15 protein-coding genes are annotated in these 20,675 nt (G+C 72.7%); 7 read left to right on the forward strand and 8 right to left on the reverse strand.

Features of this window, described 5'->3' with window-relative positions:
- Nucleotides 1–62: 62 nt before the first annotated feature.
- The 5 genes from aceE to ACFYW5_RS20560 form a co-directional block, all read right to left on the reverse strand.
- Nucleotides 63–2,765 carry a pyruvate dehydrogenase (acetyl-transferring), homodimeric type gene (gene aceE, locus ACFYW5_RS20540; protein WP_389418459.1) on the reverse strand — a complete coding sequence of 901 codons (2,703 nt, stop codon included), beginning with the start codon at nucleotides 2,763–2,765 and terminating at the stop codon, nucleotides 63–65.
- Nucleotides 2,766–3,017: 252 nt separating this feature from the next.
- Entirely contained in the window at nucleotides 3,018–3,647 is a 630-nt protein-coding gene (locus ACFYW5_RS20545; RefSeq protein ID WP_389418460.1) for a GntR family transcriptional regulator, read from the reverse strand.
- A 270-nt stretch (nucleotides 3,648–3,917) separates the two neighbouring features.
- The gene (sucB, locus tag ACFYW5_RS20550; protein ID WP_389418461.1) at nucleotides 3,918–5,759 is read right to left on the reverse strand and encodes a 2-oxoglutarate dehydrogenase, E2 component, dihydrolipoamide succinyltransferase; all 1,842 of its coding nucleotides are present in this window, start codon (nucleotides 5,757–5,759) and stop codon (nucleotides 3,918–3,920) included.
- Between the two features lie 60 nt (nucleotides 5,760–5,819).
- Nucleotides 5,820–7,208, reverse strand: a complete 1,389-nt coding sequence (lpdA, locus tag ACFYW5_RS20555; protein WP_389418462.1) for a dihydrolipoyl dehydrogenase — start codon at nucleotides 7,206–7,208, stop codon at nucleotides 5,820–5,822.
- Nucleotides 7,209–7,451: 243 nt separating this feature from the next.
- Complete coding sequence (locus tag ACFYW5_RS20560; RefSeq protein WP_389418463.1) at nucleotides 7,452–8,969, reverse strand: leucyl aminopeptidase; 1,518 nt, start codon at nucleotides 8,967–8,969, stop codon at nucleotides 7,452–7,454.
- 345 nt (nucleotides 8,970–9,314) lie between these two features.
- On the opposite strand from ACFYW5_RS20560, the gene ACFYW5_RS20565 reads away from it, so the two are divergent.
- From ACFYW5_RS20565 to ACFYW5_RS20585, 5 genes are all read left to right on the forward strand, one after another.
- Nucleotides 9,315–11,351, forward strand: coding sequence for a hypothetical protein (locus ACFYW5_RS20565; protein WP_389418464.1), 2,037 nt, complete (start codon nucleotides 9,315–9,317; stop codon nucleotides 11,349–11,351).
- 82 nt (nucleotides 11,352–11,433) lie between these two features.
- Nucleotides 11,434–12,957 (forward strand): GT4 family glycosyltransferase PelF, encoded by a 1,524-nt coding sequence (pelF, locus tag ACFYW5_RS20570; RefSeq protein ID WP_389418465.1) that lies wholly within the window; start codon nucleotides 11,434–11,436, stop codon nucleotides 12,955–12,957.
- Entirely contained in the window at nucleotides 12,954–14,405 is a 1,452-nt protein-coding gene (locus tag ACFYW5_RS20575) for a hypothetical protein (RefSeq protein WP_389418466.1), read from the forward strand. The genes pelF and ACFYW5_RS20575 overlap by 4 nt, the downstream gene beginning before the upstream one ends.
- The gene (locus ACFYW5_RS20580) at nucleotides 14,402–15,052 is read left to right on the forward strand and encodes a spherulation-specific family 4 protein (protein WP_389418467.1); all 651 of its coding nucleotides are present in this window, start codon (nucleotides 14,402–14,404) and stop codon (nucleotides 15,050–15,052) included. Before ACFYW5_RS20575 ends, ACFYW5_RS20580 begins: the two co-directional genes overlap by 4 nt.
- The gene (locus ACFYW5_RS20585; protein ID WP_389418468.1) at nucleotides 15,049–15,831 is read left to right on the forward strand and encodes an endo alpha-1,4 polygalactosaminidase; all 783 of its coding nucleotides are present in this window, start codon (nucleotides 15,049–15,051) and stop codon (nucleotides 15,829–15,831) included. The genes ACFYW5_RS20580 and ACFYW5_RS20585 overlap by 4 nt, the downstream gene beginning before the upstream one ends.
- Here ACFYW5_RS20585 and ACFYW5_RS20590 read toward each other — a convergent pair.
- Nucleotides 15,828–16,613, reverse strand: a complete 786-nt coding sequence (locus ACFYW5_RS20590; RefSeq protein WP_389418469.1) for an adenosylcobinamide-GDP ribazoletransferase — start codon at nucleotides 16,611–16,613, stop codon at nucleotides 15,828–15,830. The genes ACFYW5_RS20585 and ACFYW5_RS20590 overlap by 4 nt on opposite strands.
- 76 nt (nucleotides 16,614–16,689) lie before the next feature.
- On the opposite strand from ACFYW5_RS20590, the gene ACFYW5_RS20595 reads away from it, so the two are divergent.
- Complete coding sequence (locus tag ACFYW5_RS20595; RefSeq protein WP_389418470.1) at nucleotides 16,690–17,454, forward strand: hypothetical protein; 765 nt, start codon at nucleotides 16,690–16,692, stop codon at nucleotides 17,452–17,454.
- A 16-nt stretch (nucleotides 17,455–17,470) separates the two neighbouring features.
- Here the strand turns inward: ACFYW5_RS20595 and cobT are convergent, their stop codons facing one another.
- Nucleotides 17,471–18,592: a nicotinate-nucleotide--dimethylbenzimidazole phosphoribosyltransferase gene (cobT, locus tag ACFYW5_RS20600; RefSeq protein ID WP_389418471.1), complete on the reverse strand. Its 1,122-nt coding sequence runs from the start codon at nucleotides 18,590–18,592 to the stop codon at nucleotides 17,471–17,473.
- 133 nt (nucleotides 18,593–18,725) lie between these two features.
- Between cobT and ACFYW5_RS20605 the strand changes: the two genes are divergently transcribed.
- The gene (locus tag ACFYW5_RS20605; protein WP_389418472.1) at nucleotides 18,726–19,454 is read left to right on the forward strand and encodes a class I SAM-dependent methyltransferase; all 729 of its coding nucleotides are present in this window, start codon (nucleotides 18,726–18,728) and stop codon (nucleotides 19,452–19,454) included.
- A gap of 15 nt (nucleotides 19,455–19,469) precedes the next feature.
- On the opposite strand, the gene ACFYW5_RS20610 is transcribed toward ACFYW5_RS20605, so the two are convergent.
- Nucleotides 19,470–20,672: a bifunctional adenosylcobinamide kinase/adenosylcobinamide-phosphate guanylyltransferase gene (locus tag ACFYW5_RS20610; RefSeq protein ID WP_389418473.1), complete on the reverse strand. Its 1,203-nt coding sequence runs from the start codon at nucleotides 20,670–20,672 to the stop codon at nucleotides 19,470–19,472.
- Between the last annotated feature and the right edge of the window lie 3 nt (nucleotides 20,673–20,675).

The raw sequence follows: 20,675 nt of genomic DNA on the forward strand, positions 1-20,675 counted from the left end.
CCGAGGTGGGGGCCTCCTCCTTGACGCCCTGTCCTGCGGGCCGTTGTCCTACAGGCCTGGTCCTACAGGCCGTACTTGGCGCGCGCTTCCTTCACCGCCGTGGCCTGCGTCTCGCCGCGCTTGGCGAGCTGGGCCAGGGCCGCGACCACGATGGACTCGGCGTCGACACCGAAGTGGCGGCGGGCCGCCTCACGGGTGTCGGAGAGACCGAAGCCGTCCGCGCCCAGCGAGGACCAGTCCTGCTCGACCCACTGCGCGATCTGGTCCGGGACCTGCCGCATGTAGTCGGAGACCGCCAGCACCGGGCCCTCGGCGCCCTGCAGCGCCTGCCGGACGTACGGCACCCGCTCCTCGCCCCGCAGCAGCGCCGCGTCCGCCTCCAGGGCGTCGCGCCGCAGCTCGGTCCAGGACGTCGCCGACCAGACGTCGGCCGCGACCCCCCACTCCTCGGCGAGCATCCGCTGCGCCTTCAGCGCCCAGTGGATCGCCGTACCGGAGCCCAGCAGCTGGATGCGCGGGGCGTTCGCCGGCACGGTCACACCCGCCGACTCGGCCGTGTTGAAGCGGTACAGGCCCTTGACGATGCCCTCGTCGATACCGAGCCCGGACGGCTTCGCGGGCTGCGGCAGCGGCTCGTTGTAGACGGTCAGGTAGTAGAAGACGTTCGGGTCCTCGCCGGGCGCCGCCTCGCCGTACATCCGGCGCAGACCGTCCTTGACGATGGCCGCGACCTCGTAGGCGAAGGCCGGGTCGTACGTCAGGGCCGCCGGGTTCGTCGCCGCGATCACCGGCGAGTGGCCGTCGGCGTGCTGCAGACCCTCACCGGTCAGCGTCGTCCGGCCGGCGGTGGCGCCGATCAGGAAGCCGCGGCCGAGCTGGTCGCCGAGCTGCCACATCTGGTCGGCCGTGCGCTGCCAGCCGAACATCGAGTAGAAGATGTAGAACGGGATCATCGCCTCACCGTGCGTGGAGTACGCGGTGGACGCGGCGATGAAGTCGGCCATCGAACCGGCCTCGGTGATCCCCTCGTTGAGGATCTGGCCGTTCTTGGCCTCCTTGTAGTACATCAGCTGGTCACGGTCGACCGGCTCGTACGTCTGGCCCTTGGGCGAGTAGATGCCCAGGGACGGGAAGAGGCTCTCCATGCCGAAGGTGCGCGCCTCGTCGGGGACGATCGGCACCCAGCGCTTGCCCGACTCCTTGTCGCGGACCAGGTCCTTGACGAGCCGCACAAAGGCCATCGTGGTGGCCACGTTCTGGGAACCCGACCCCTTGTCGAAGGAGGCGAAGGCCTTCTCGGCGGGCGCGGGCAGCGGGGCCAGCGCGTGCGTACGGCGGGCCGGGGCCGGGCCGCCGAGGGCCGCTCGGCGCTCCTGGAGGTACCGGACCTCGGGGGAGTCGGCGCCGGGGTGGCCGTAGGGGACCTGGCCGTCGACGAAGTCGCTGTCCTTGATGGGCAGTTCAAGAAGGTCACGCATCGTCTTGAACTCGTCCACCGTCAGCTTCTTCATCTGGTGGTTGGCGTTCTTCGACGCGAAGCCCTCGCCGAGGGTGTGGCCCTTGACGGTCTGGGCCAGGATCACGGTCGGCGCGCCCTTGAACTCGACGGCGGCCTTGTAGGCGGCGTACACCTTGCGCGCCTCGTGACCACCGCGGGAGAGGTGGAAGCACTCCAGGATCTTGTCGTCGCTCAGCAGCTTCGCCATCTCCACGAGCGCCGGGTCCTTGCCGAAGAAGTCCTGGCGGATGTAGGCGGCGTCACGCGTCTGGTACGTCTGCACCTGCGCGTCCGGTACCTCGCGGAGCCGGCGTACCAGCGCGCCGGTGGTGTCGAGCCGGAACAGCTCGTCCCACGCCGTACCCCACAGCGTCTTGATGACATTCCAGCCGGCGCCGCGGAACTGGGCCTCCAGCTCCTGCACGATCTTGAAGTTGGCGCGGACCGGGCCGTCGAGGCGCTGCAGGTTGCAGTTGATGACGAAGGTGAGGTTGTCCAGCTCCTCGCGGGCGGCGAGCGCGAGGGCCGCCGTCGACTCGGGCTCGTCCATCTCACCGTCGCCGAGGAACGCCCACACGTGCGAGGCGGAGACGTCCTTGATGCCGCGGTGGGTGAGGTACCGGTTGAAGCGCGCCTGGTAGATGGCGGAGAGCGGACCGAGACCCATGGAGACGGTCGGGAACTCCCACAGCCAGGGAAGGCGGCGCGGGTGCGGGTACGACGGGAGGCCGTCGCCGCCGGACTCCTGGCGGAAGCGGTCGAGGTGGTGCTCGTTCAGCCGGCCGTCGAGGAAGGCGCGGGCGTAGATACCGGGGGAGGCGTGCCCCTGGATGTAGAGCTGGTCACCGGAGCCATCCGCCTCCTTCCCCTTGAAGAAGTGGTTGAAGCCGGTCTCGTACAGCCACGCGGCGGAGGCGAAGGTGGCGATATGACCGCCGACGCCGTACTTCGAGCCGCGGGTCACCATGGCGGCCGCGTTCCAGCGGTTCCAGGCGGTGATCCTGCGCTCCATCTCCTCGTCACCGGGGACGGCCGTCTCCGCGGCGGTGGGGATGGTGTTCAGGTAGTCGGTTTCCAGCAGCTTGGGCAGCGCGATGCCGGTGCCCTCCGCGCGCTCCAGGGTGCGGCGCATCAGGTAAGCCGCACGGTGCGGGCCGGCCGCCTTGGCGACCGCGTCGAGGGAGGCCTGCCATTCGGCGGTCTCCTCCGGGTCCCGGTCGTGGAGCTGGTCGAGCTCGCTCGGCTGGATGGCGTTGGGGTCGGTCATGTCGCCGCCTTCCTCAGTCGAAGGGGGTTCCCTCATCGGTAAGGGTTCGGGGGTGCCCTTGGTCTTTGGCAGGACAGGGCGTGGGTCTCGGTTCAGACCCGTCGGCGACTGTAACTCCCTGATCGATGATCGATCAAAGGGTTGAAGGAGAAAACCTCTCGATAACGAGAAAGTCGGCACGGGGTGCCTCGCCCGGAGACACCGGGTGCCGTCTGTTTATGCAGGTCGGACGACGTATGAGCGGGGGTCCGCTCAGGGCTCGTGGCGCGGGGCGCAGCCGAGGACGTGCGCCTTGACCAGCTCCGCGATCCGCGGGTCCCGCCGCCGGAACGCCTGCACCAGCTCCTCGTGCTCCTCGGCGTACGACTGCTGGACGGTCCCCAGCCAGCGAATGGAGAGGGCGGTGAAGACCTCGATGCCGAGCCCTTCCCAGGTGTGCAGCAGGACGGAATTCCCGGCGGCCCGCACCATCTCCCGGTGGAAACCGACGGTGTGCCGCACCTGCCCCGTCCCGTCGGCGTTCCGGTCCGCCTCGTACAGCGCGGCGACGTGCGGCTCCAGCGCGGAACAGTCCTCCGCGAGCCGCGCGGCCGCCAGCTCCGCGGCGATGGCCTCGAGACCGGCCCGTACCGGGTAGCTCTCCTCGAGATCGGCGGCGGTCAGATTCCTCACCCGTACGCCCTTGTTGGGCGCCGACTCGATCAGCCGCAGCGACTCCAGCTCCCGCAGCGCCTCGCGCACCGGCGTCTGGCTGACCTCCAGCTCGGTCGCGATCCGCCGCTCCACGATCCGCTCGCCCGGCTGCCAGCGTCCGCTGATGATCCCTTCCAGGATGTGCTCGCGGATCTGTTCGCGCAGCGAGTGGACGACGGGCGCGGTCATGAGGGCTCCTTAGGGCGCGCGTTTGACGCTTAGACAATACGGCCGCCCTTGCGTCGGGGGAGGGCGCACAGGGGGGCTTTCACGCAGGTGAGACGAGGCTTACACGGCGTGTGGCGGGGGTGGTGGGCGGCGGTGGCGTCCGCGGGACGGAGTCGCACATCGAGGCCGCCCGCGTCCCTCGGGGCGTCGCAGTCGGCCTTCCGCAACGGCGGCGCCCCGCCCGGAAGATTTCCGGACGGGGCGCCGTACAGGCAGAAAAGCCCAGGTGGGTTACAGGCCGAGCTCGACCTCGAACTCGCCCGCCTCCAGGATCGCCTTGACCGCCGTCAGGTAGCGGGCCGCGTCGGCGCCGTCCACCAGGCGGTGGTCGTAGGAGAGGGTCAGGTACGTCATGTCGCGGACGCCGATGACCGGGCCATCCTCCGTCTCGATGACGGCCGGGCGCTTGACCGTGGCGCCGATGCCGAGGATCGCGACCTGGCCCGGCGGCACGATGATCGTGTCGAAGAGCGCGCCGCGCGAACCCGTGTTGGAGATGGTGAAGGTCGCGCCCGACAGCTCGTCCGGCGTGATCTTGTTGGCCCGGACCTTGCCCGCCAGGTCGGCGGTGGCCTTGGCGATGCCGGCGAGGTTGAGATCACCGGCGTTCTTGATGACCGGGGTCATCAGGCCCTTCTCGGAGTCCACCGCGATACCGATGTGCTCGGTGTCGAAGTAGGTGATGGTCCCCTCGGCCTCGTTGATCTTGGCGTTGACCGGCGCGTGGGCCTTCAGCGCCTGGGCCGCGGCCTTGACGAAGAACGGCATCGGGGAGAGCTTGACGCCCTCCCGGGCCGCGAACGCGTCCTTGGCGCGGGCGCGCAGCTTCATCAGGCGGGTGACGTCGACCTCGACGACCGAGGACAGCTGCGCCTGCTCGTGCAGCGCCTTGACCATGTTGTCGCCGATGACCTTGCGGATGCGGGGCATCTTGACGGTCTGGCCGCGGAGCGGGGAAGCCTCCAGCGCCGGAGCCTTCTTGGCGGCGGCGGCCGGAGCCGCGGCGGCCGGAGCCGGAGCGGCGGTCTTCGCGGCCTCGGCGGCGGCGATGACGTCCTGCTTGCGGATGCGACCGCCGACGCCGGTGCCCTTGACGGAGGCCAGGTCGACGCTGTTCTCGGCGGCGAGCTTGCGCACCAGCGGGGTGACGTAGGCGCCCTCGTCGGTGGCCTGCGCGGCGGGCGCCGGAGCGGCCGGAGCGGGGGCGGCCTGGGCCGGGGCGGCAGGAGCGGCCGGCGCGGGGGCCGGGGCAGCGGCCTGAGCCGGGGCGGCCTGGGCCGGAGCGGCGGGGGCGGCCGGAGCAGCCGGAGCCTGAGCCGGGGCGGCCGGGGCGGGGGCCGGGGCGGCCTGGGCCGGAGCGGGCTCGGGCTCGGGCTCCGGAGCGGCAGCCGGGGCCGGGGCCTCGGGAGCCGGGGCAGCGGCCGGAGCCGCACCCGGCGCGCCGATGACGGCGAGCTTGGCGCCGACCTCGGCCGTCTCGTCCTCGCCGACCGTGATCTCCAGCAGCACACCGGAGGTGGGCGCCGGGATCTCGGTGTCGACCTTGTCGGTGGAGACCTCGAGCAGCGGCTCGTCGGCCTCGACGCTGTCCCCGACCGACTTCAGCCAGCGGGTGACGGTGCCCTCGGTGACGGACTCACCGAGCGCGGGCAGGACGACGTCGGTGCCCTCGGCGGAGCCGGAGCCGGCAGCGGCCTCGGCGGTGGGAGCCGGGGCCGGAGCCGCCTGCTCCGTGGACGGCTGGGCGGCCGGGGCCGGCTCGGGAGCCGGCGGGGCCGCCTCCTCGGCGGCCGGGGCTTCGGCGGCCGGGGCTTCGGCGGCAGCGGGCGCGCCCGTGCCGTCGTCGATGACGGCCAGCTCGGCGCCGACCTCGACGGTCTCGTCCTCGGCGACCTTGATGGAGGCCAGGACACCGGCGGCAGGCGAAGGGATCTCGGTGTCGACCTTGTCGGTCGAGACTTCGAGCAGCGGCTCGTCGGCCTCGACGCGCTCGCCCTCGGCCTTCAGCCAGCGGGTGACAGTGCCCTCGGTGACGCTCTCGCCGAGCGCCGGAAGGGTTACGGAAACCGGCATGGTTTCGGTTGCTCCTAACGGATTGCGGAAGTCTGTGTCGTCGCTTCGTCGACCGAGGGATCAGTCGTGCGAGTGCAGCGGCTTGCCCGCGAGGGCCAGGTGGGCCTCACCCATCGCCTCGTTCTGCGTCGGGTGGGCGTGGATGAGCTGGGCGACCTCGGCGGGCAGCGCTTCCCAGTTGTAGATCAGCTGAGCCTCGCCGACCTGCTCGCCCATGCGGTCGCCGACCATGTGGACGCCGACCACGGCACCGTCCTTCACCTGGACGAGCTTGATCTCGCCCGCGGTGTTGAGGATCTTGCTCTTTCCGTTGCCCGCCAGGTTGTACTTCAGAGCGACGACCTTGTCCGCGCCGTAGATCTCCTTGGCCTTGGCCTCGGTGATGCCGACGGAGGCGACCTCCGGGTGGCAGTAGGTCACCCGCGGGACACCGTCGTAGTCGATCGGGACGGTCTTCAGACCGGCCAGACGCTCCGCCACCAGGATGCCCTCGGCGAAGCCGACGTGCGCGAGCTGGAGGGTCGGGACGAGGTCACCGACGGCGGAGATGGTCGGAACGTTGGTGCGCATGTACTCGTCGACCAGGACGTAGCCGCGGTCCATGGCGACGCCCTGCTCCTCGTAGCCCAGGCCCTGGGAGACGGGGCCGCGGCCGACGGCCACCAGCAGCAGCTCGGCCTCGAACTCCTTGCCGTCGGCGAGGGTGACCTTGACACCGTCCTGGGTGTACTCGGCCTTCGAGAAGAAGGTGCCCAGGTTGAACTTGATGCCGCGCTTGCGGAACGCGCGCTCGAGCAGCTTGGAGGAGTTCTCGTCCTCGACCGGGACGAGGTGCTTGAGGCCCTCGATGACGGTGACGTCCGTACCGAAGGACTTCCAGGCGGAGGCGAACTCGACGCCGATGACACCGCCGCCGAGGACGATCGCCGACTTCGGCACCCGGTCCAGGACGAGGGCGTGGTCCGAGGAGATGATGCGGTTGCCGTCGATCTCCAGGCCCGGCAGCGACTTCGGCACGGAGCCGGTCGCGAGCAGGACGTGGCGGCCCTGGACACGGCGGCCGCCCACGTCGACGGAGGTCGGCGAGGAGAGGCGGCCCTCACCCTCGATGTACGTCACCTTGCGGGAGGCGATGAGCCCCTGGAGCCCCTTGTACAGGCCGGCGATGACGCCGTCCTTGTACTTGTGGACGGCCGGGACGTCGATGCCCTCGAAGGTGGCCTTCACGCCGAACTGCTCGCTCTCGCGGGCCTGGTCGGCGATCTCACCCGCGTGCAGCAGGGCCTTGGTGGGGATGCAGCCCCGGTGCAGGCAGGTGCCGCCGACCTTGTCCTTCTCGATCAGGGCGACGTCCAGGCCCAGCTGCGCCCCGCGCAGGGCCGCGGCGTAACCACCGCTACCACCGCCGAGGATCACTAGGTCGAAAACGGTGCTGGCGTCGTTCGCCACGTCACGTCCTCCATGCATGTGCGCCACGCCGGTCTCCAGTGACCGGTCGGCGGCTGGTGTCCGGCCGCTCTTTGCTTTCGGCCCTTCGGTGGGGGCCCTGTCCTGCCGAGCCCCATCTTCGCACTTGTCGCCATCGGGCGAGACGCCGGGCCGACGTGTGAGACACCACACGCGGCGGTGATCCACCCGTCCTCGAGCGGCGGGGCCTCGCGCTACCCGCGAGCGAGGCCCCGCCGGACCGGATCAGCCCAGGTCGCCGGCGGCCGTGAGCTCGGCGAGCCGCACCAGCGTGCGGACACCGGAGCCCGTGCCGCCCTTCGGCGTGTAGCCGAACGGCCCCTGCTCGTTGAAGGCCGGGCCCGCGATGTCGAGGTGCGCCCAGGTGATGCCGTCGCCGACGAACTCCCGCAGGAAGAGGCCCGCGACCAGGCCGCCGCCCATCCGCTCGCCCATGTTCGCGATGTCCGCGGTGGGGGAGTCCATCCCCTTGCGCAGGTGGTCCGGCAGCGGCATCGGCCAGGACGCCTCGCCGACCTCCTCGGCGGCCTCCACGATCGCCGTACGGAAGGCGTCGTCGTTGGCCATGACGCCGAACGTCCGGTTGCCCAGCGCCAGCACCATCGCGCCGGTCAGCGTCGCCACGTCGACGATCGCGTCCGGCTTCTCCTGCGAGGCCGCCCACAGGGCGTCCGCCAGGACCAGCCGGCCCTCGGCGTCGGTGTTGAGCACCTCGACGGTCTTGCCGCTGTACATCCGCAGCACGTCACCCGGGCGGGTGGCGGAGCCGGAGGGCATGTTCTCGGCCAGCGCCAGCCAGCCGGTGACGTTGACCGGCAGACCCAGCCGCGCCACGGCCACGACGGCCGCGAACACCGCCGCCGCCCCGCTCATGTCGCACTTCATCGTCTCGTTGTGCCCGGCGGGCTTCAGCGAGATGCCGCCCGAGTCGTAGGTGATGCCCTTGCCCACGAACGCGAGGTGCTTCTTCGCCTTCGAGTGCGTGTACGACAGCTTCACCAGCCGAGGGCCCGCCGCGGATCCGGCGCCGACGCCGAGGATGCCGCCGTAGCCGCCCTTCTGGAGGGCCTTCTCGTCGAGCACCTGCACCTTGATGCCGTGCTCCTTGGCCGCCACCTGGGCGACCGCGGCGAACGCCTCCGGGTCGAGGTCGTTCGGCGGGGTGTTGATCAGGTCACGGGCGCGGTTGAGCTCCTCGGTGACGGCGGCGGCCCGCTCGAGCGCGGCCTTGAACGCCTTGTCCCGCGGCTTCCCGCCGAGCAGGATGACCTCGCCGAGCGGCCCCTTGCCCTTGCCGTCCTCGCCGCTGTCCTTGTACGCGTCGAAGGAGTACGCGCCGAGCAGCGCGCCCTCCGCGACGGCACCGGCGTCCGCGGCGTCGGCGAGGGGAAGAGCGAAGGCGGCCTTCTTCAAGCCGGCCAGCGCACGCGCCGCCGCACCCGCGGCCTTGCGCAGCGCCTCCGCGCCGTACCCGGCGTCCTTCTCGGGCTCCGCGCCGAGGCCGACGGCCACCACGAGGGGGGCCTTGAAGCCGGACGGGGCCGGGAGCTTGGTCACCTCGCCCTCGCCGCCGGAGGCACCGAGGGTCTCCAGGACGCCGGCGAGCCTGCCGTCGTAGGCCTTGTCCAGGGCTTCGGCGCCCGGGGCGACCACGGGGCCCTTGGCGCCCTTGGCGACACCGATCACGATCGCGTCGGCCCGCAGGCCGGGCGCCGCGGCGGTGCTGTGAGTGAGAGCAGTCACGGTGGTGAAATCTCGCTTCCGATGTGAAGTTGCAGTGGCCGAGAGGTGTGGGTCGACCGGGCCCGAGGGCCGACCCTATTCGGCTGAACGGGTGCGGGCTCAGCGGGGCCTTCCCCGGTGCGGCTGACACTCGGGACGAGCCTACGCGCGTACGGTCCGTTCGCTCATTCCTGCGGGCGTTCACCTGTCGGTGGCGTCATGGCCATTACCGGCCCTCACTCCCGGTGAGCTGAGACACACTCATCGCGTTCCGGTGAGCCGGTGGCTCGCCGCTTCGCATGATTTCCAAGGATCCTCCCCGATTCGGTTCCGTCCAGGGGGGTCTTCTGGGGGAGGGGACGACACATGGCGCACCGTGCGCGCAGATGGAGAAGGACCGCAGCCGCCCTGACGGTCGTGGGAGTCATGACGCTGGGACCGGGGGTGCCCGGCGCCTCGGCGGCCGTGGATCCGCGCGTCGACCTGAGGGTGCTGGTGGTGGACGACGGCGGCAGCGCCGTGCGGGCCATCGCCGCCCAGTTGCGCGGCACCGGCATCCCGTATACGACGATCGACCTGAACGACTCGGCACGCCCGGCGGTGACCGCCGCGTTCCTCAGCGACACGGTCGGCGGCCGCCCGCGCGCCAGGTTCCAGGGCGTCGTCCTGCCGAACGAGGCCCCGTTCGGCAGCGGTTCCGCCGAGCAGACCGCGCTGGAGACCTACGAGCGGACCTACGGCATCCCGCAGGTCGACGCCTACACCTGGGCGCACCCCGGCGTCGGCCTCGACTACACATCCGAGGGCGGCTGGTCCGGCAGCCTCGACGGACGCCAGGCCGCCGTCACCGACGCGGGGAAGTCCTCGTCCTTCGGCTACCTCGACGGCGCGTTCCGGTTCGAGGACAACGCCCCCACGATCCAGGAGAGTTACGGCTACGTCGCCCGCCCCCGCGCCGGCTTCACCAGCTACGTCGACGTCCCCGTGCCCGACGGCACCGGGCGCGGCAGCCTGATCGGGGAGTACGCCCACGACGGGCGCCGCGAGCTGGTGGTGACCTTCGCCTACAACCAGCACCAGCAGCAGTTCCGGGTGCTGGCCCGCGGCATCGTGGAGTGGCTGACCCAGGGCGTGCACCTGGGCCAGGACCGCAACTACTTCGCGGTGCACGTCGACGACGTCTTCGCCCCCGACGCCCGCTGGGACTCCGAGCGCAACTGCACCCCCGGCGACATCGACTGCGTCGGCGGCGGCGAGGAGACCGACCCGATCCGGATGACGGCCGAGGACGCGGTGTACGCCGCCCAGTGGCAGCGCACCCACGGCTTCACCATGGACATGGTCTTCAACGCCGGTTCCGGCGAGGAGTGGAAGACCGAGCGCGGCGGCACCGACCCGCTCGCCGCCCGGATGCTCGCCGACAAGGCGCAGTACCGCTGGATCAACCACACCTGGACCCACCCCTTCCTCGGCTGCGTCCAGGACACCTCCACCGTGCCGTGGAGCTGCGCGAAGAACACCGACGGCTCGACGAAGTACATGAGCCGCGCCGAGATCGCCGCGCAGATCCGCGACAACCACAACTGGGCCGTGGCCAAGGGCCTCCCCGTCGACCGCACCGAGCTGGTCACCGGCGAGCACTCCGGGCTGAAGACGCTCCCGCAGCAGCCCGCCGACAACCCCAACCTGGCCGGCGCCCTCGCCGACAACGGCGTGAAGTGGATCGCCTCGGACAACTCCCGTGAGCCCGAGCAGCGAACGGTGGGCGCCGCGCTGACCGTGCCCCGGCACCCGATGAACGTGTACTACAACACCGGCACCGAGGCCGAGATGGCCGACGAGTACAACTGGATCTACGCCTCCGCGGAGGACGGCGGCAGCGGTGTCTGCGCGACCAACCCCGCCTCCACCTGCCTCGACGAGCCCCTGGACCCGGCCACCGGCTTCGACGAGTACATCGTCCCGCAGGAGGCCCGTATCGCCCTCGGGCACGTGGTCGGCAACGACCCGCGCCCGCACTACGCCCACCAGTCCAACCTCGCCGAGGACCGGCTCCTCTACCCGGTGATGGAGAAGGTCCTGGCCGACTACCGGGCCCTGTTCGCCGACAACACCCCGGTGGAGAACCTCACCCAGAAGGCCATCGGCACCGAGCTCCAGCGCCGCGCGGCCTGGCGTACGGCGGTGGCGGACAACCGGGTCACGGCGTACCGCATCGGCACGACCGTGACGGTGAGCGCCCCGTCGGGAACCCAGATTCCGGTGACGGCACCGGAGGGCACCAGGAAGCAACTGGTGCTCGGCACCACCGTGTTCGGCACGCCGTACGCGGGCGAGCGCTCGGCCTGGACCACACCGGCGACGCTGCAGTCGGCGCTCACGCTGAAGCTTCCGTCGGCCTGAGCCGGCCCGCGCACCCCGGAACCTGACCACCCGGGGTGCGCGGTCGGTCCGTAAGACCCGTTCCGCAGGGGGGAACTCACGCATGAGGCGATCGGGCCTTCATGTCACCATGCTCACCGAAGGCACCTACCCGCACGTCCACGGCGGCGTCAGCACCTGGTGCGACCAGCTCGTCAAGGGCATGCCGGAGGTCGACTTCGACATCGTCTCGCTCACCGGCAGCGGCCGCGAACCCGTCACGTGGGAGCTGCCGCCCAACGTCCGCCGGCACACCTCGGTGCCGACCTGGGGGCCGCGTCCGGGACACCGGCGGGCGCCGAGCGGCCGGGCCCGCCGCCGCTTCCTCGACTCCTACGAGCGCTTCCTGCTCTCCTTCCTGGACCCAGAGGCCGGCTGCGACTTCGGGGAGGCGCTGTACGAGCTGGCCCGGCTCGCCCGTGCCGGACAGCTGTCCGCGGCGCTGCGCTCCGAGTCCGCGCTGCGGTCGCTGCTGTGGATCTGGACGATGCCGCATCTGCCGACGGCCGCCGCCGGGCCCACCGTGCACGACGCGCTCACCGCGACCGACCTGCTGGAACACGCGCTGCGCCCGCTGGGCACCCGGATCCCGGAGGACTCGGTGGCGCACGCGGTGAGCAGCGGACTGGCCACGCTGCCCGCGCTCGCCGCCCACCGACTGGACGGCGTGCCGTTCCTCCTCACCGAGCACGGCATCTATCTGCGCGAGCGCTACCTGGGCTACCGCAGCGCCGAACAGCGCTGGCCCGTGAAGGCGTTCATGCTCGGCTTCTACCGTGAACTCAATTCACACGGGTACCGGGCGGCCGACCTGATCACACCGTGCAACCAGTACAACCGCCGCTGGGAGGAGCGCGGCGGCGCCGACGCCGGCAAGATCCGCACGGTCTACAACGGCGTCGACCCGCACGCCTTCCCGCACGCGGGCCCCGAGCCCGACATCCCCACCCTCACCTGGTGCGGCCGGGTCGACCCCATCAAGGACCTGGAGACCCTGCTCCACGCCTACGCCATGGTCCGCGCCGAACTCCCCGAGACCCGGCTGCGGCTGTTCGGCCCGGTCCCGCCCGGCGGCGAGGCGTACCGGACGAGACTGGAGAAGCTCGCCGCCGAACTCGGCGTCACCGACGGCCTCACCTTCGAGGGCCGCATCACCGAGGTCTGGCGCGCCTACGCCGCCGGACACGTCGTCATGCTGTCGTCGATCTCCGAGGGCTTCCCGTTCTCGATCATCGAGGCCATGTCCTGCGGCCGTACGACGGTCTCGACGGACGTCGGGGGAGTGCGCGAGGCGGTCGGCGACACCGGACTGGTCGTCCCGCCGCGCGAGCCGGAGAAGATGGCCGCGGCCGCCCTCACCCTGCTCAGGGACGACGAACGCCGCCTGGCCCTGGGCGAGCTGTCCCGGCAGCGGGTGATCGACCGGTTCACCCTGCGCCGTTCCGTGGACGCCTTCCGGACGATCTACCAGGAACTCGCGGGCCTGCCCGAGGTGTACGAGCCGACCGTCGAGACCGTCGCCGACTGGACCCTCGAACTGCGCGACCCCTGGTACGAGAAGGTCGCGACGGACGGGACCGACTGGTGAGCGGCGGCCTCCGGATGCCTCCGGGCGCCCCCGGCACCCTGCCCGTGATCCCCCGGCAGCGCACCCCCGGCTGGGCGGGGCCCGATCCGGTCGACGAACTCGCCGAACGGCTCGACGACTTCGTCGCCGCCGCCGTCCACCCCGACGAGATCGCCGCGCTGCTGGAATCCGACGGCCTCTCGGACGACCAGATACGCGAGCGCTACGGCGTCAGGAACTCCTTCGCGCTGGCGGAGGAGCTGTACGAGCGGGTGGCCCGCCGGTACCCCGAGCCCGAGGGACCCGCCCCCGACCCGTGGCGGGCCGGCCTCCTGGGCTGTCTCCTGCGGGGCGTCGTCTTCGCCCTGCCCGGCTTCGGCCACGTCCTGGGCGCCCCCCTGCTCGTGGGCCCGCCGGGCGACCACGGCCTCCCGGCGGGCACGGTTCCGCTGCTGGCCGCCGCCCTGTTCGGCTGGGCCTGGAACCAGGGTCTCGCGCACCGGGCGTACACCTGGCTGGGCCTGGGCGACAGGGCCGCGGCCCGGCGCTCCCTGCTGCTGGGCGGGCCGGCCGGAGCGCTGCTGGGCGCCCTGATGGCCCTGCTCGCCGCCGGTACGGCGGCCCCGGCGGCGGTCGCCTTCGCGGCGGGGCAGTCCTGCTACCTGGGCGCGGCGACGGCCCTGCTGGTGCTGGGCCGCGAACGGGCCCTGCTGGCGGCCCTGTCGCCGATGACGGCCGGGGCGGTCCTGGCGCTGGTCCACCCGGTGCCGGACGCGGCCCGGCTGACGCTGCTCCTCGGCTCGGCGGCCGCGGTGGCGGTACTGGCCGTGCTGGCGGCGGCACCGCGCGGCGACACCCCGACGGCGGCCCCGGAGCCGGGCACCGTCCCCCTGGCCGCCTCCCTCCCCTACGCCCTCTTCGGGCTCAGCACTGGTGTTCTGGTGGTGTACGCGGCCCTCGGCGACGTCCTCGCGGGCGACGGGCACTCCGCCGTGGCCGCCCCCGCCGCCGTGGCCCTCACCCTCAGCATGGGCCCCGCAGAATGGCTCCTGCACCGCTTCCGCAGCCGCGGCCTCGCCGGGCTGCGGGCCAGCAGCACCCCGAGGGCGTTCCGGCGCACGACCGCCCGCACGGTCGCCGTCTGCCTCGCCGCCTACCTGGCCGCCCTGCTCACGCTCAACCTCGCCACCACCGCCCTGTGGCCGCACGCTCCCGCCGTCTCGGGCCTCCGGCTCGCCGGACTGCTCCTGCTCGGCGTGGTGATGTGGACGGGCCTGCTGCTCCAGTCGTTCGGCGCGGTCACCGGCGCCGCCCTGATCTGCCTCCTGGCCGCCCTGGCCCACACGCTCGCCCTGGTCACCCACACCGGGGGCCCGCACACCGTGGGCGTGGCGGTGTACGGGGCGGCGGCCGTGGCGCAGTCCGCACTGGTGTGCGTTTTGCTGGGAAGGGCAACCGCCCACAGATGAAGAACCTGCTGGTGCCCTACTACGAGCACCCCGCCGTCCGCCCGGCGGAGTGGGACGCGGTCGTCGCCGCCGCGCCCCGCCTCTACGGCGTGATCCTCAACCCGGCCAGCGGCCCCGGCGACCGCCCCGACCCGGCCTTCGCCGGCCTCGCCGCCCGGCTGCGCGCGGCGGACGTCCGGGTCCTCGGCTACACCGACACGGGATACGGCCACCGGCCCCACGCCGACGTGCTCCGCGACCTCACCCGGCACCGCGACTGGTACGGCACCGACGGCGCCTTCTTCGACCAAGTAGCCACCGGCCGGGAGGAGTTCGCGCACTACCAGCGGCTCGCGGTCGCGGCCTGGGGCCTCGGCAGCGCCACCCTCGTCCTCAACCACGGCACCCCACCGCACCTCTCCTACGGCCGCATCGCCGACGTGCTGGTCACCTTCGAGGGCACCTGGTCGACGTACCGCGAACTCCCCGCGCGGCAGGAGAGCTACGGCGCCGGGGTGCGCGTATGCCATCTGCTGTACGGCGTCCCGGCGGGCGTCGACGCGGAGCGGCCGGCGCGGGCGCGTGGGGCCACCGTGCACTGTGCGGTGCCCGGAGTGGGGGATCATCCCTGGGGTACGTTGCCGCACACCTTGGAGCCCGCCCGGTGAGACGCCTGTACCCGCTGGCCGCCCTGTCCGTCCTGCTGCTCGCGGGCTGCACCACCGCCTCCGACGGCAAGCCGCCGGGCGCCCGCTGGCAGCCCCGCCCCGGCACGGACTGGCAGTGGCAGCTGAGCGGACGCCTGGACACTGCCGTCGACGTGCCGGTCTACGACATCGACGGCTTCGACCACTCGGAGCGGACGGTCGAGGGCCTGCACCGGGACGGCCGCAAGGTGATCTGCTACCTGTCCACCGGCGCCTGGGAGGAGTTCCGCCCGGACGCTGAGGAGTTCCCCGACGAGGTGCTGGGCCGGGGCAACGGCTGGGAGGGCGAGCGCTGGCTGGACATCCGCCGTACGGACGTACTGGAGCCGCTGATGGCGGCCCGGCTCGACATGTGCCGGGACAAGGGCTTCGACGCGGTCGAGCCGGACAACATGGACGGCTACCGCAACCGCACCGGCTTCCCGCTCACCGCCCGCGACCAGCTCCGCTACAACCGCCTGATCGCGAAGCTGGCCCACGACCGGGGCCTCGCCGTCGGCCTGAAGAACGACCTGGACCAGATCCCGGAACTGGTGGGGGACTTCGACTTCGCGGTGAACGAGCAGTGCGCGCAGTACGGCGAGTGCGGCGCGCTGAAGCCGTTCATCGACGCGGACAAGGCGGTCTTCCACGTCGAGTACGAACTGCCGACCAGCCGCTTCTGCACCGACTCCCGTCGCCTGGGCCTGAGTTCGCTGCTGAAGAAGTACGAGCTGGGGGCGTGGCGCGAGCCCTGCTAGAGGCCGAGCGTCAGCACGACGAGGGCCCCGGTGGCGGCGGTCTCCGCGACCCCGCCGAAGACATCGCCGGTGACCCCGCCGAAGCGCCGGACACAGCGCCGCAGGAGCAGTTCGGCGACGGCGAGGGCGGCGAGGACGGCGAGGAGGGTGCGTACGGCGTCACCGGCGCCCAGGAGCGCCCCGGCGGCGCCCGCGCCCAGGGCGACGGCGACGGTCACGCCCACCGCCGACCGCACCGGCACCACCCCGGCGACGGCCGCGCCGAGCCCCTCCGGCCGGGCGGCGGGCACCCCGGCACGGGCGGCGAGGGTGAGCGCCAGCCGGGCGGCGACGGCGCAGACGAGGGCGGCGAGGGCGCCGCGGGCCCAGGAGTCGGCGTAGAGCTGCGCGAGGGCGGCGACCTGGGCGAGCAGGACGAACAGCAGGGTGATGACGCCGAAGGGCCCGATGTCCGACTGCTTCATGATCCGCAGGGCGTCCTCGGCGGGCTTGCCGCTGCCGAGCCCGTCGGCGGTGTCGGCGAGGCCGTCGAGATGCAGCCCCCGGGTGAGCAGAGCGGGCACGGCGGCGGAGGCGACGGCGGCGAGCAGCGGCCCGGCGCCGAGGCGGAGCAGCACCAGCCCCAGGGCGCCCGCGAGCGCCCCGACGACCAGCCCGACCACCGGAGCGCCGAGCATGCCGCCGCGCGCGGCGTCCCGGTCCCACCGCTCGACCCCGACCGGGAGAACGGTGAGGGTGCCGAAGGCGAAACGGAGGCCGTGGAGGGCGGGAGCGCGGGACATCCGGGCAGGCTAGCCGCACCACTCCCACGGCCCAACACCGGCCGCGGCCCCGTCCCGTGCCGGGCACACTCGCCCCATGGGGTCATGGCTGGAGCGCAACATCATCGAACCGGGCAAGCTGCCCCTGCTCCTCGCCCTCACCGCCTTCGTGCTCACCTTCGTCGTCACCCGGCTCGTCACCCGCCTCATCCGGGCGGGCAAGGGCCCCTTCGGCAACGTCCAGGCCGGCGGGGTGCACATCCACCACGTCGTCCCCGGCGTGATCCTCACCGTCCTCGGCGGGTTCGGCGCGGTCGCGAGCGGCCGGAACGGTTTCGGCGCGGCCCTGTGGGCCGTGGTGTTCGGCATCGGCGCCGGACTGGTCCTGGACGAGTTCGCGCTGATCCTGCACCTGGCCGACGTCTACTGGACCGAGGAGGGCCGCCGGAGCGTCGAGGTCGTCGTCCTCACCGCCGCCCTGGTCGGCCTCGTCCTCTCCGGCTTCGCACCGTTCGGCGTCAACGACCTCAGCGAGGACGAAGTCCAGGGCCGGGGCAGCGTGATCTGGACCGTCGCCGTGAACTTCCTCTTCTCCCTGGTGGCCCTCTCCAAGGGCAAGACCTTCCTGGCCGTCTTCGGGGTGATCATCCCCGTCATCGCCCTGATCGGCGCCCTCCGCCTGGCCCGCCCCGGCTCCCTGTGGTCCCGCCGCTTCTACACCCGCCGCCCCCGCGCCCGCGCCAAATCCACCCTCCGGGCCACCCGCCACGACAAACGCTGGTCAGGCCCCACCAGAACCCTCCAGAACTGGATCGGCGGCACACCGGACCCGGACACCGGCCACACCCCGGACGACCGCTGACGGCGGCCGGGCAGGGTCAGTTTTCGGGCTTTTCCAGGTCCTCTTGGGCCGGTTCCGGCAGTGTGTCTTGCGTCGCTTCCGGCGGTGCCTGCTGCGTCGTTTCCGGTAGCTCCGCTGCCAGGGATGCCGCCGCCTGGACCATGGGGAGGGCCAGCAGGGCTCCCAGTCCTTCGCCGACCTTCACGCCCTGGCTGAGCAGGGGCTCCAGGGCCATCCGGTCCAGGGCCTTCGCCTGGCCGGGCTCGCCGCTGTCGTGGGCCGCCAGCCACCAGTCCGGCGCCCGGAACGCCACCCGCTGGCCCACCAGCGCACACGCGGCCACGACGACGCCGTCCAGGATCACCGGCATCTTCCGCACCGCGCTCTGCAGCAGGAAGCCGGTGATCGCGGCGAGGTCGGCCCCGCCCGTCGTCGCCAGCAGCTGCAACTGGTCCCCGAGCACCGGCCGGGCCCGCCGCAGCGCGTCCCGGATCGCCGCGCACTTGCGCATCCAGGCCAGGTCGTCGATGGCTAGCCCACCCCGCCCGGTCACCACGGACGCGTCCGTCCCGCACAGCGCGGCGACCAGCACGCCCGCCGCCGTCGTACCGCCCACGCTCACATCGCCGAGCACGACCAGATCCGTACCCGAGTCGGCCTCTTCGTCGGCGATCCGGACGCCGACCCGGAAGGCTGCCTCCGCCTCCTCCAGGGTCAGCGCGTCCTCGATGTCGATGCGCCCACTGCCACGCCGCACCCGGTGCCGTACGACGTCCTCGGGCAGGGTCTCGGGGTCGCAGTCGAGACCCAGGTCCACGACCCGCACCGGAACACCCAGCCGCCGGGCGAGCACCGACACCGGCCGGCCGCCCTCCAGGACGTCCCGCACCAACTGCCCCGCGCTGCCCGCGGCCCGCGCCGAGACACCCAGCTCGGCGATCCCGTGGTCACCGGCGAACAGCACCACCCGCGGTCGTTCCACCGGCCGCACCGGCGCGACGCCCTGCGCCGCGGCCAGCCACTCACCCAGGTCGTCGAGGCGGCCCAGCGACCCGGGCGGCACGATCTGACGCTCCCGGCGCGCCTCGGCGTCGCGGCGGACCCCGCCGTCGGGGCGCTCGATCAGATCGGTGAAGTCGTCGAGATTAAGCGAGCTCATTCGCCGAACAGTACCGGCCTCGGTCGAACGGATCGCCGCCACATCGCGGCCACGTCGTTGCACCCGAGATCGCGATCCCATACGTTCCGTTTTGCAGCTAAATGTCGTATCTCTCTCGCGCCCGGAGCCGCCCATGTCCGCCCTCTTCCACGGCACGGACCTTCGCGCCCCGCAGCGCGACGACTGTCCCTGGTGCGGCTCGACCCGACTGCGCACCCGCCTGCGCACCGACGGCTTCACGCTCGACGCCTGCGGCGACTGCGCCCACGCCTTCCAGAACCCCGGCCTCCTCCACTACCCGCACCAGGACCGACCGCGCCGCGGCCGCCTGCTGGCCACCGCCCGCGCGATGCTGCGCTTCCCGGAACCGGAGAGCTGGCTGGACGTCGGCACCGGTGACGCGGCGTTCCCCGAGGCGGCCAAGGAGTTCTTCCCCTACACCTCCTTCGACGGCGTGGACATCACCTCCCGCGTGGAGTGGGCCCGAGCCGCGGGCCACCTGGAGGAGGCCTACACCGGCGAGCTGACCGAACCCCACCTCACGGCACATCTGCGCGCCCGCTACGACGTGGTGAGCGTCCTGCACCACCTGCACCGCACCCCCGAGCCCCGCGAACAGCTCCGGGCGGCCCTGACGGCCCTGCGCCCCGGCGGCCACCTGCTGCTGGAACTCCCCGACCCCGACAGCGCGTTCGCCGCACTCCTCGGCCGCTGGTGGCACCCCCGCACCCGCCCCGGCCACCTCCTGCCCCGCTCCAACCTCCGCGCGGAACTGGCGGAACAGTCCTGCACGGTCGTCACCACGACCCGCTGCGACTACTCCCGGGCGTACCGGATCATCGCCCGCAAGCAGCCCGCGTAGCCGTCACCCCGACCGTCACCCCCGCAACGTCACCGCCTGGCCCGCCACCACCAGCAGCACGTGCTCGCACTCACCCGCGAACGCCGCGTTCAGCCGCCCCAGTTCATCCCGGTACCGCCGCCCCGACGCCGTCGCCGGCACGATCCCGGACCCCACCTCGTTGGAGACCGCCACCACGGTCCGCCGCGTGCCGCGCACCGCCTGCGTCAACTCCCGCACCCGTTCCCTGAGCGCCCGTTCCCCGCCGTCCGCCCACACCGCGTCGTCCCACGCCCCCACGGCGTCCATCGCGTCCGTCAGCCACAGCGACAGGCAGTCGATCAGCAGCGGCGAGCCGTCCTCGGCCAGCAGCGGCACCAGGTCGCAGGTCTCCGTCGTACGCCAGGACCCGGGCCGCCGCTCCCGGTGCGCCGTCACCCGGGCCGTCCACTCGGAGTCCCCGCCACGCAGCCCACCGGTGGCGACGTACAGCACGTCCGGGAACGCCTCCAGCCGCCGTTCCGCCTCCACCGACTTCCCGGACCGCGCCCCGCCCAGCACCAGGGTCCGCCGCGGCACGTCCGGCACCTCCTCGTACGCCCCCACCACCAGCGTCGTCCCGTCCGGCACCGCCCGCGCCCCCAAGGAGGCCAACCGCCGCCGCACCTCGGCCCCCGGCGGCACGTCATGGTCCAGGTGGACGGCGATCACATCCGTCGTCGGCCGGACCGCCCCCACCGCCCGCAACCGGGCCAGCGCGTCCGGCCGCCCCAGCACATCGGCGACGACCATGTCGTACGCCCCGCTGTCGCCGTTCTCGAGCCCGGCCGGCGCGCTGCCGGGCGGCAGATACAGCAGCCGCTGCCCGTCGGGCCCGGTCACCGCGTACCCCGTGCCCCCCGCGTCCATCGCCATGGCCCGCACCCGGTGCCCCGTCAGCAGCGCCAGCTCCCGCCCGTCCGGCACCCGGCCCGGCGCGGGCAGCCCGGCGGGCACCTCGACGGCCGGTCCGTCGTGCGGATGCGACAGCAGCACCTGCCGTACGCCCGCCAGGGAACGCCCCGCCCGGGCGGCCGCGAACGCCGCCCCGGGCGTCAGGTCCAGCAGCAGGGCCCCGTCCACGAGCAACGCGGTCGCGGCCCGGGCGGCCGGACCCAGCGCGGTGGCGCAGGCCGCGCAGGGGCATTCGGGACGGGGGAGGCCCGCGGGGGCGCCGGTGCCGAGCAGAGTCAGTTCCACGGA

The sequence above is a fragment of the Streptomyces sp. NPDC002779 genome, from assembly GCF_042888685.1.
GTDB lineage: Bacteria > Actinomycetota > Actinomycetes > Streptomycetales > Streptomycetaceae > Streptomyces.